General features: G+C 72.4%; 5 protein-coding genes. 4 read left to right on the top strand and 1 reads right to left on the bottom strand.

The window, feature by feature from the left end:
- The first annotated feature begins 51 nt into the window (after window positions 1-51).
- From ITI46_RS30510 to ITI46_RS30500, 3 genes are all read left to right on the top strand, one after another.
- Window positions 52-2,640, top strand: coding sequence for a bifunctional FO biosynthesis protein CofGH (locus tag ITI46_RS30510; protein ID WP_209243167.1), 2,589 nt, complete (start codon window positions 52-54; stop codon window positions 2,638-2,640).
- Window positions 2,641-2,793: 153 nt separating this feature from the next.
- Window positions 2,794-3,927, top strand: a complete 1,134-nt coding sequence (locus tag ITI46_RS30505) for an ADP-ribosylglycohydrolase family protein (RefSeq protein ID WP_209243166.1) — start codon at window positions 2,794-2,796, stop codon at window positions 3,925-3,927.
- Between the two features lie 252 nt (window positions 3,928-4,179).
- On the top strand, window positions 4,180-8,364 hold the full coding sequence (locus ITI46_RS30500; RefSeq protein ID WP_209243165.1) for a hypothetical protein: 4,185 nt from the start codon (window positions 4,180-4,182) through the stop codon (window positions 8,362-8,364).
- Window positions 8,365-8,417: 53 nt separating this feature from the next.
- Here ITI46_RS30500 and ITI46_RS30495 read toward each other — a convergent pair whose 3' ends face one another.
- Window positions 8,418-9,353, bottom strand: coding sequence for a PhzF family phenazine biosynthesis isomerase (locus ITI46_RS30495; RefSeq protein ID WP_209243164.1), 936 nt, complete (start codon window positions 9,351-9,353; stop codon window positions 8,418-8,420).
- Window positions 9,354-9,444: 91 nt separating this feature from the next.
- Between ITI46_RS30495 and ITI46_RS30490 the strand changes: the two genes are divergently transcribed.
- Window positions 9,445-10,452 (top strand): LysR family transcriptional regulator (locus tag ITI46_RS30490; protein WP_209243163.1); only part of this gene is annotated, 1,008 nt, incomplete at its 3' end.

The following is a 10,452-nucleotide window of genomic DNA, read 5'->3' as shown; positions in this document are numbered from 1 at the left end:
CGCCCCACCCGCCCCACCTGCGCCGCTCGCACCGAGAGCTAGGCTCGAGGGATGACCTCACACGGACAGACGCCGACGGCCAACGCGATGCGCCGGGCCCTCAAGCGGGCGCGGGACGGGGTCGCACTCGACCGCACGGAGGCCGCCGTGCTCCTCCAGGCGCGGGGCGAGGACCTGGCGGACCTCACCGCGTCGGCGGCCCGCGTCAGAGACGCGGGCCTGGCCACTGCCGGGCGGCCCGGTGTCATCACGTACTCCAAGAGTGTCTTTTTGCCCCTCACCCGGCTGTGCCGCGACAAATGCCACTACTGCACGTTCGTGACCGTCCCGGGCAAGCTGCGGCGCGAGGGCCACGGGATGTACATGTCGATGGACGAGGTCCTCGACATCGCCCGCCGCGGCGCCGAACTCGGCTGCAAGGAAGCCCTCATCACACTGGGGGACAAGCCGGAGGACCGCTGGCCCGAGGCGCGCGCCTGGCTCGACGCCGAGGGCTACGACGACACGCTGGCCTACGTCCGCGCCGTGGCCATCCGCATCCTGGAGGAGACTGGCCTGCTGCCGCACCTCAACCCGGGAGTGCTCTCCTGGACGGACTTCCAGCGGCTCAAGCCCGTGGCGCCCTCCATGGGCATGATGCTGGAGACCACCGCGGAGCGGCTGTGGAGCGAACCGGGCGGCCCGCACTACGGCTCGCCCGACAAGGAACCCGCGGTGCGGCTGCGGGTGCTGGAGGACGCAGGCCGCTCCAACGTCCCGTTCACCAGTGGTCTGCTGATCGGTATCGGTGAGACGTACGAGGAGCGCGCCGATTCGCTGTTCGCGCTGCGCCGCGTACAGCGCGCCTACCACGGCGTCCAGGAACTGATCATCCAGAACTTCCGCGCCAAGCCGGACACGGCGATGCGCGGTATGCCCGATGCCGAACTGGACGACCTGGTGGCGACCGTCGCTGTCGCGCGGCACATCCTCGGCCCGTCCGGCTGCCTCCAGGCGCCGCCGAATCTGGTGGACGCCGAGTACGCGCGGCTGATCGAGGCCGGGATCGACGACTGGGGCGGCGTCTCGCCGCTGACCCCCGACCATGTCAACCCCGAGCGCCCCTGGCCGCACATCGACGAACTGGCCGCAAAGAGCCGGGAGGCCGGGTTCGAGCTGCGCGAGCGGCTCGCCGTCTACCCGGAGTTCGTGCAGCGCGGCGAGCCGTGGCTGGACCCGCGCATCGTGCCGCACGTGCAGGCGCTGGCCGACCCGCGGACGGGGCTGGCACTGCCGGACACGCGCCCACAGGGCCGGCCCTGGCAGGAGCCCGACGAGGGCTTCACCCCCATGGGACGGACCGATCTGCACCGCACCATCGACACCGAGGGCCGCACCGCCCAGCGGCGGGACGACTTCGACGAGGTGTACGGCGACTGGGACGAGCTGCGCGAGCGCGCCGCACCCGGAATGGCGCCGCAGCGCGTCGACTCCGACGTACGCGAGGCGCTGGACCAGGCCGCCGCCGACCCGACGAAGCTCACCGACGAGCAGGCCCTCGCACTGCTGCACGCCGACGGACCGGCGCTGGACGCACTGTGCCGCACAGCGGACGACGTACGCCGCGACGCGGTCGGCGACGACGTGACGTACATCGTCACCCGGAACATCAACTTCACCAACGTCTGCTACACCGGCTGCCGCTTCTGCGCCTTCGCGCAGCGCCGTACCGACGCCGACGCCTTCACCCTCTCCCTGGAGCAGGTCGCCGACCGGGCGCAGCAGGCGTGGGACGTGGGCGCCGTCGAGGTGTGCATGCAGGGCGGCATCCACCCGGACCTGCCGGGCACCGCCTACTTCGACATCGCACGTGCCGTCAAGAAGCGCGTTCCCGGCCTCCATGTGCACGCCTTCTCGCCCATGGAGGTCGTCAACGGCGCCACCCGCACGGGCATGTCGATCCGGGAGTGGCTGACCGCCGCCAAGGAGGCCGGTCTTGACTCCATCCCGGGCACGGCCGCCGAGATCCTGGACGACGAGGTCCGCTGGATCCTCACCAAGGGCAAGCTGCCGACAGCCACCTGGGTCGAGGTCGTCAAGACGGCGCACGAGGTGGGCCTGGGCTCGACGTCCACGATGATGTACGGGCACGTGGACCAGCCCCGCCACTGGCTGGGCCATCTGCGGCTGCTGGCGCAGATCCAGCAGTCGGCCCAGGAGAAGGGACTGGCCGGCTTCAGCGAGTTCGTGACGCTGCCCTTCATCCACACCAACGCACCCGTCTATCTCGCCGGTATCGCCCGTCCCGGGCCCACCACCCGGGACAACCGCGCGGTCACCGCCATGGCCCGGCTGCTGCTCCACCCATGGATCCCCAACATCCAGACCAGCTGGGTGAAACTGGGCACCGAAGGGGCCGCCGAAATGCTCCGCTCCGGCGCCAACGACCTGGGCGGCACCCTCATGGAGGAAACCATCTCCCGGATGGCTGGCTCCTCCTACGGCTCCTACCGCTCCATCAAGGACCTGGTCGCCATCGCGGAAGCCGCCGGCCGCCCCGCCCGCGCGCGTACGACCGGCTACGGCGAGGTCCCGCCGGAGCGCATCAGGGCAGCGCAGGAATCGGACGGCCATCTGCCGGAATTGCTGCCACTGGTGTAACGCCGCGTGCCGCCACTGGTGCGCGTCACGGGCTGCCGGTGGTGCGCCACCGGCAGCTCCTCAGGACACCCCTCCGCCCGGCCGGATCTTTAATAAAGTGCGGGAGCCACAAGCTTCAGGAAGGCCCACAAGCTTCAGGAAGGGCAGCGAGACGTGACAGGTGCGGGTGGCGGGGACGGCGGTTCGACGGCCATATGGGGGCGGTCCGAGCAGCAGGACTTCCGCAGCAGGGTGCGCGGCTGTCTGCTGGGCGGCGCCATCGGCGACGCACTGGGTGCGGGCGTCGAATTCGACTCCCTGGCCGCCATCCGCGAGAAATGGGGGCCCCAGGGCGTCACCGACTACGTGCCCGCCTACGGCCGCAGGGGAGCGGTCACCGACGACACCCAGATGACGCTGTTCACCGTCGACGGCCTCATCCGCGCCCATGTACGCCGTGACACCGGCGCCTGGCACCCGCCGACCGATGTGCACGCCGCCTACCGCCGCTGGGCGGCCACCCAGCGGGACTGGGGCCCCGACGAGCGGCGTGCTGACGACGGCTGGCTCGCCCGCCAGGAGTGGCTCTACGCCCGCCGCGCACCCGGCAACGCCTGCCTCAGCGGGCTGGCTGACCCCCGGATGGGCACCGTGGAGCAGCCGAAGAACGCCGACTCCAAAGGCTGTGGCACGGTCATGCGGTCGGCGCCGTTCGGCATGCTGGTGGGCTGGGAGCCGGGACTGGTCTTCCAGCTCGCCGTCGAGTGCGCGGCACAGACGCACGGTCACCCCACCGGCTATCTCGCGGCCGGCGCGTTCGCCGCGATCGTCCACACCCTCGCCCGGGGCGACGACCTGGACACCGCCGTACAGCGTGCCCTGGTGCACCTCGCGGCCCGGCCGGGCCACCAGGAGACCACCGAAGCCCTCAAGCGCGCCCTGGGCGCCGTCCGCCAGGGCATGCCGTCCCCGGAACGGGTGGCGGCGCTGGGGGAGGGCTGGACTGCGGAGGAGGCGCTGTCCATCGGCGTCTACTGCGCACTGGTCGCCGAGGATGTCCGGCACGGTCTGCTGCTGGCTGTCAACCACAGCGGGGACAGCGACTCGACCGGCTCCATCTGCGGCAACCTGCTGGGCGCCATGCACGGCGAGACCTCCCTCCCGCCGGGCTGGGTGGCGGAGTTGGAGGGCCGGGCGACGATCCTGGAGCTGGCCGACGACTTCGCCATGGAGATGACGCAGGGCCCGGCACTGCACGGCCCCGGCGCGGCGTCCCCGGCCTGGCTGACCCGCTATCCGCGTGCCTGAGCCGGAGTGCCATGACGGCGTGAGCGAGTCCGCCCTCGGCGTGAGCCCGAGCCCGCCCTCGGCGTGAGCCCGAGCCCGCCCTCGGCGTGTGTCCCGGGTCCGCCGCGAAGTTATCCACAGGCGGCAGCGGCTGTCGGTGGCGGTGCGTAGGGTGTTCCCAAGATCCCCGCACGGCAGATCGCTCAGGGAACAGCTGTGCCCTGGCGGCGCGCGGACGGGGATGAACGGGGACGACGGGGAAGGCAGCAGCCCATGGCCGCAAGCGTGGAGAAGGACGGCTACACGGCCGAGTTGACGGACGACGGGCTAGAGCTCGTCTACCGCAACCCGAAGGGCCGGAAGCTCAAGACGGTCCCGGGCGCGCTCGCAGGCGACCCCGGGCTGCTCTCGCTGATCGCCGTGCGGAAAGCGCTGCGCGCCCACCGCGCGGTGTGCGAGGAGTACGCCCAGGCGTGGGCCGGTGCCGGGACGGGCGCCCCGCGTGCGCTGGCCGAGGCCGACCCGGAGTGGCGGCGCGCGCTGGAGGAAGCGGGCGTCCCGCTGACCGAAGAGCGCGGCGAGGAGGGCCTGTTCGCCCGCACTTACGCCGGCCCGCACGGGCTCACCCTCACCCAGCTGCTGCCCGAGGAGGTGGTCCCGTACCGCGACCTGCTGATGGGCGAGGACGCCTGGCTGCCCGACGGCCTCTTCGCCACCGGCATCCCGCACGCGGCACCGGATGAGGACGGACAGCTGCCGTTCCCCGAGCGGGTGCTGGCGGCCCACCCACAGCAGCAGCGCCTCGCCCTGGAGAAGATCCGCGCTCTCCAGCACGAGACCGTGGACTGGAAGTACGTCTTCAAGAAGGACATGGACCGCGTGCTGGCGGGTCTTGAGGAGACCGCGCCCGCGCTGGCGGTCACCCTGCTGGACGAGATGGCCGACTTCGCCCTCCAGGAGGAGTGCGAAGCCGAGGCGGCGGCCTGGTTCGGCCGGGCCCGCAAGACCGAGCGCAACTTCGGCCGCACACCCGACCACGCCTGGCTGCACTCCCGCTATCTGCGCTACGCCGAAGCTGGAGCTCTTTCCGCGACCGTACTGCGCGCGTGGGTCAGCGAACTGGCCGCCGAGGGCAGCGCAGGCCCCGTGCAGCTGACCCGCTTCCGTGAGGTGGTCCGCGCCAGGCGCCGCGGCCACGGCGAATGCCACCCGCAGCTGGCGGCCGACATCCGCAAGCTCGCCAAGGCCGCCGGGCTGGACCAGGACGAAGAGCTGGCCACCATGATGGCGGAGCTGATCGCGGACGGCACGCTCTCGCTCACCGACACCGAGTTCTGGACCCGCTGCTGCAAGGGCCGCCCCATCGAGGTGCTGGTCGAGCGCTCCGGGGAGGCGGCCCGCGCGGCAGTCCTCGAACTGCGGCCCCGTGGCTACGCTTCCGACGGACGGGCCGAGTTGTGGCGGGCCCTGCTGGAGCGCACCGGGGCACTCGCCCAGCTGGCCGGAGAGCGCCCCGGACTTCCGCCAGGAGCGACCGCAGCCTGGCTGACCGACTGCGTCAACACCCTGCCGGTCCGCGACGGCAGCCCATGGCCGGTGCTCTACGAGCTGGCGGAGCGCGTAGCCCCCAAGGCAGCCGCCGACGGCGTCCCCGTCGAGTTCCGGCAGTGGACGTACCGGGACTGGAAGGTGCGGCAGCGCATTCCCCTCGACCTGATGGACGTGCTCCTGGAACACGGCGTCCCGGTCAGCGACCCACCGGAGCGGCTGGCCGCGGCGCGGCCGTACGACCTGCTGGTCTCGCGCCGCCCCGAGCTGCGCCACCTGCTGGCCGACGAGCGCTTCCAGCGCGAGGTGCGTGCCTGGATGCGCGCCGATCTCGACATGACGGTCGAGGGCGACAGGGCGGCCGACGGCATGTCGTCCAACCGCTGGTACAACCCGCACCAGACCAAGGGCTGGGGCGGGATCGCCCATCTGTACGCCACCTGGGTCGGTCACGAGGAGCTGCGTGCCTGGTGCGCGCGCGAGCGGGCACTGCTGCGCGCCGGGGTCGACTTCGACGGGCTGGTGCTGATCCTCGGCCGCTTCGTCCATGTCGGAGGAGCGGTCGACCAGTTGCTCCAGGACGCCGAGGCGGCCCGCGAGTTCGCCGCGGTCGACGTCATCGGGCTGCTGATGCGCGAACTGCCGCCGGAGCTGGACCGCGAGCGGATCGAGAAGATCGTAGCCAAGGTGGAGCCCGAACATCTCAGCCCGGGCGACGGAGCACGGGGCGCCAACTACGTCCTGCTCCGCGACGAACTGCCCGAGCTCGCCCAGGGCACCACCTGGCAGGAGGCGGGCCAAACCTTCCACCGGATCAGCCATCTGCTGGTGATGGCGGCCAACTGCCTTGAGGGCCAAGCCCGTCTGGTGCGCCGCTTCACCCCGGCGGACGAGCGGGCCCCAGCGCCCGACCCGGCAGCCGCCCGGGAGCCGGACACCGCCTGGCAGGCCCTCACCCGGCAGCTGATGCACCTGGCGGCCTCCGACACCCCGCCCTGGGACGGCGACCTCCGGAAGGGCAGCGGGGAACAGGACAGAAAGTGGCAGCGGTTCGGGATCGGGCGCCTGCACGGGTACGCCGAGCTGGAGGCCCTGCGCGCCGCGATGGGCCTCACCCGCGACGCCTCCAAAACGGTGGCGGAACTGGCGGAGTATGCGAACTTCCCGCTCGACTCCGGTGAGTGGCGGGTCGTGGAGTATGTGCTGCCCACAGAGACGGCGCGGAAGCTGCCCCTGCTGTTCACCTGGCCGATCCGTACCGAGAAGTCGGCTGCCCTGGTGCTCCATCAGCGCAGTGGGCCGATGGCCCGCAAACTCACCGCGCTGCGGGTGCTGGAGTACGCACCCGGGGGCGACTTCCCCAAGGCCGGCCCGCTCGCCGCCGCCGGCCTCGAACCGGCCGGAGCCCGGGTGCTGGAACCCGCGCGTCCCGGCAGCTGGTTCACCCGGTTCGCTCAGCTGTATGAGCAGCACGGCGCGGCCCCCGCCCGCCCCGAACTGGCCGCCGAGTTCGCCGGGCAGCTCGGCCTTACGACCGCAGAGGCCGTGGTTCTGCTGCGCGGTGCGCTGACCTGCTCACCGCACCAGGCCGCCGCACAGGCCCTACCCGGAATCACGGGCTCCTATGGCATCCAGCGCTGGAACGTGACGGAGAAGGCGTACGAAAGAGCGCTGGACGGGCTCCGCCACTTTCTCACCCCCGGGCAACTGGCCGCGTTCTACGGCCGACTGCTGCCGGGCGACCCCGAACTGCTGTGGACCGAGGGGCCGGACGTACAGCGCGCCGCCGAGTGGTGGCTGCGCGAGATCGGCCGGCCGCTGCCCCCGCCGAACGAGCTGATGCCCCTGGCGGACAAGGAAATCTCCGCCCCCACAGGGGAGTCGGCAACACCTCGCCGCACCCCCGAAGAAGAGGTGCACGCCTCCGACACCCCCGACGCCGCCGACCGGCTGTGGTGGCCGCCGCTGCGGCACTCGGCCCTCCTGGCGCGTGTAGCCGCCGGTGCCGACTGCCTCGCCGACGGCATACCGCTGAGCCCGGGACCCGAACTGCTGGCGCTGCCCCGCCTCGCCGCCTGGCTCGCCTACCGCACACCCGCGGGCGATCCGCTGCGCCCGGCTGTCGGAGCCGCCATCCTGCGCCTCCGCGAAGAGCTGGCAGCGGGCCCCGGCCCGCTGCGGGTCTTCTCCCTGCAGAGCAACTACTTGATGGGTGCCCCGCCGGCCACCGACGCTCTCACCGCGCATCCGGCCGTGACAGAGGCCGAGGACAAGACGTACGACGTCCGCCATGTGTATGTGGATCCGGCCCGGCTGTCGGGCCCCGAGGATCCGATACTGGAAGCGCTGGACACCTACCTGGACTCCGTCCTGCCCTCCCAGTGGCTCCCCACCTCCTCGGGGCTGCCCGCGCAGGCGGACCTGCGCCTGCTGCTCAGCGAGGACTTCGCCGCACTGGGCGCCCATCTGGCGGCCGACGCGGAGGCCCCCGCCGGATGGGAGCAGCACCCGTCCCGCTCCGTCCCGCAGTTGGTGACCCGGTGTGCGGAGCAGCACGGCCTCAGCGAGGACGCGGCTGCCCTCCATCTGATGCTGCTGGCCCTCCCGGACCCGACGGACCGCAATGTGAAGGCGTGGACGGGGTGGAAGCCTGCCCGCTTCAAGGAGGCAGCGGCGGAGCTGGCCGCGACGCCGCTGGTGCTCCGGGCCACCCGGCCCCGGGCCGGGCGCAGCCTGTTCGTGCCGGGCCACTGGCACGAGCGCAAGCCGCCTCGGCTCCCCCTGGAGGCCACGAAGCTGCCCCACCTGCCGCAGGCCGCGAACCACCGCTCCACCAGCCACCTGGCGGCCGTCCCCTCGATGCCCGTACCGCTGCTGTTCGAGAGACGTTTCGGCGGGCTGTCCGGGTAGGGGCTGCCCCTGCTCGGCCCCCACGCCGGGTAACGCAGGACGACGGATGAGCCCTAGCGGGCGGCGATCGGCACGGCGTGGCCGGTGACGCGCACCCGCGCGTCGTCCGGGTCCACTCCGACGATCAGCTCGCTGGGGCGGCCCATGTCCTCACCTTGCCGGACGGTGACCAGGCCCGCCGAGGGCAGCAGGCCGAGCGTACGCAGATAGCCGCCGAACGCGGCTGCTGCTGCCCCGGTGGCCGGGTCCTCGACGACGCCGCCGACGGGGAACGGGTCACGGGCGTGGAAGCGGTCGTCGCTCTCGCGCCACACCAGATGCACCGTCGTCCAGCCGTATCGCCGCATGACGTCGGCGAGCGCCTCGAAGTCGTAGTCCAAGTCGGCCAGCCGGGCGCGGGAGCCGGCCGCGAGGACCAGGTGCTCGTTGCCGCCGAAGGCGACGTGCGGCGGCAGCGCCGCATCGAGGTCGGCGCCCGCCCACCCCAGGGCGGCGAGCGTGGCGTCCACCTCGGCGTCCTGGGCGGGACGCGAGCGGGTGGGGACGCTGGTGAGGGTGGCCCGCACCGCACCGTGCTCATCGGCCACGGTCGCCACCCCGATCTCGCCGGCGGGGGTGTCGAAGACCAGCTCCCCGGGGCCGATGCGCTCGGCGAGGGCCACCGAGGTGGCGACGGTGGCGTGTCCGCAGAAGGCGACCTCGGCGAGAGGGCTGAAGTAGCGGAGCGTGAACCGGCGCCGCGGTTCGTCCCTGGCGGTGACGAACGCCGTCTCCGAGTACCCGACCTCGGCGGCGATCGCCAGCATCTGCTGCTCGCCGAGTTCCCGGGCGTCGAGGACGACGCCGGCCGGGTTGCCGCCGTCGGGGTCGGAGGTGAACGCCGTATAGCGGAGGACGTCGGAAACCGCTGCCGCGGAGGTCACCGCTGCTGCTGTCGTCGTCGCCGCTGAGGTGTCTGCTGTGGGCGGGGTGGCCGCTGAGGAAGTCATGGCTTCACCCTTCCACGCTGGTCGCATTATTACCAACGATAGTTATGCATGAAAGCGATCGAGATTCCCGATGGGTTGCTAGGGTGCGGGCATGGACACCCGGCTGCTCGAAACCTTCCTCGCCCTCGCCAGAACGGAGAGCTTCACCGGCGCCGCCGCCGAGCTGCAGCTCGCACAGTCCACGGTCACCGTGCAGATCAGAGCCCTGGAGAAGGCGCTGGGCACCCGCCTCTTCGACCGGGTGGCCAGAGGCGCGCTGCTCACGGATGCGGGGCGGCGGCTGCTGACATCGGCCGAAGAAGTCCTGGAGGCCGAGTCACGGCTGTTCGCGGCGGCCAACGAGGATGGCCCGGTCCGTGGGACGGTCAAGCTGGGCGCGGGCGAGACCCTCTGCTCGGCCCACCTCCCGAGCGTGATCGCCGCACTGCGCGAGACCCACCCGGAGGTGGCGGTGCATCTGGAGCCGTGCGGCACCACCGGCGCCGTGGAGGGGCTGCGGGCCGGGAGACTCGACTGCGCCCTCCTGCTGGAGGAGCAGGCCGACTTCCCCGGCATCACGGCCGAGCGCGTCACCGGCCAGACCCTGGTCCTGCTGTGCGCCCTCGACCATCCCCTCGCCGGTCGCGAACGCCCGGTGACCTGGCGGGAACTGGCGCGGGAGAGCTTCTTCCTCCACGAGCAGGGCTGCTCCTACAGCGACTGGCTGGCCGACCGGCTGCAGGCGGTCCCCGACGCGCGGCCTCGGCTGACCCGGTTCGGCAGCATCGAAGCCACCCGCTCCTGCGTCGCGGCCGGTCTCGGCCTGACCGTCCTCCCGCACGCCAACGTGGCCGCGTCGCTGCGCGACGGCCAACTCGCGGCAGTACGCGGCCCCGCCCTCCCCGACGTCTCCGTCCACCTGGCACACAACGGGCGCCGCAGGCCCTCCCGCGCGGCCCAAGCCGTCGCAGCGCAAGTCGTACGGCACTTCCAGGAGCCGGCCGGGACGAGCCGCGCGCACCCCACGCCCTCCCCGCACTCCGCGAGCGCCCCGGACCTCACGCGCCCTACGGACTCCCCACACCCTGCGAGCGCCCCGGACCGCGCGCACCCCACGCCC

This window comes from Streptomyces oryzae, assembly GCF_017676365.1.
Taxonomy (GTDB): Bacteria; Actinomycetota; Actinomycetes; order Streptomycetales; family Streptomycetaceae; genus Streptomyces; species Streptomyces oryzae.
The sequence above is the reverse complement of the archived record's forward strand: the minus strand, read 5'-3'. Positions and strand labels throughout refer to the sequence as shown.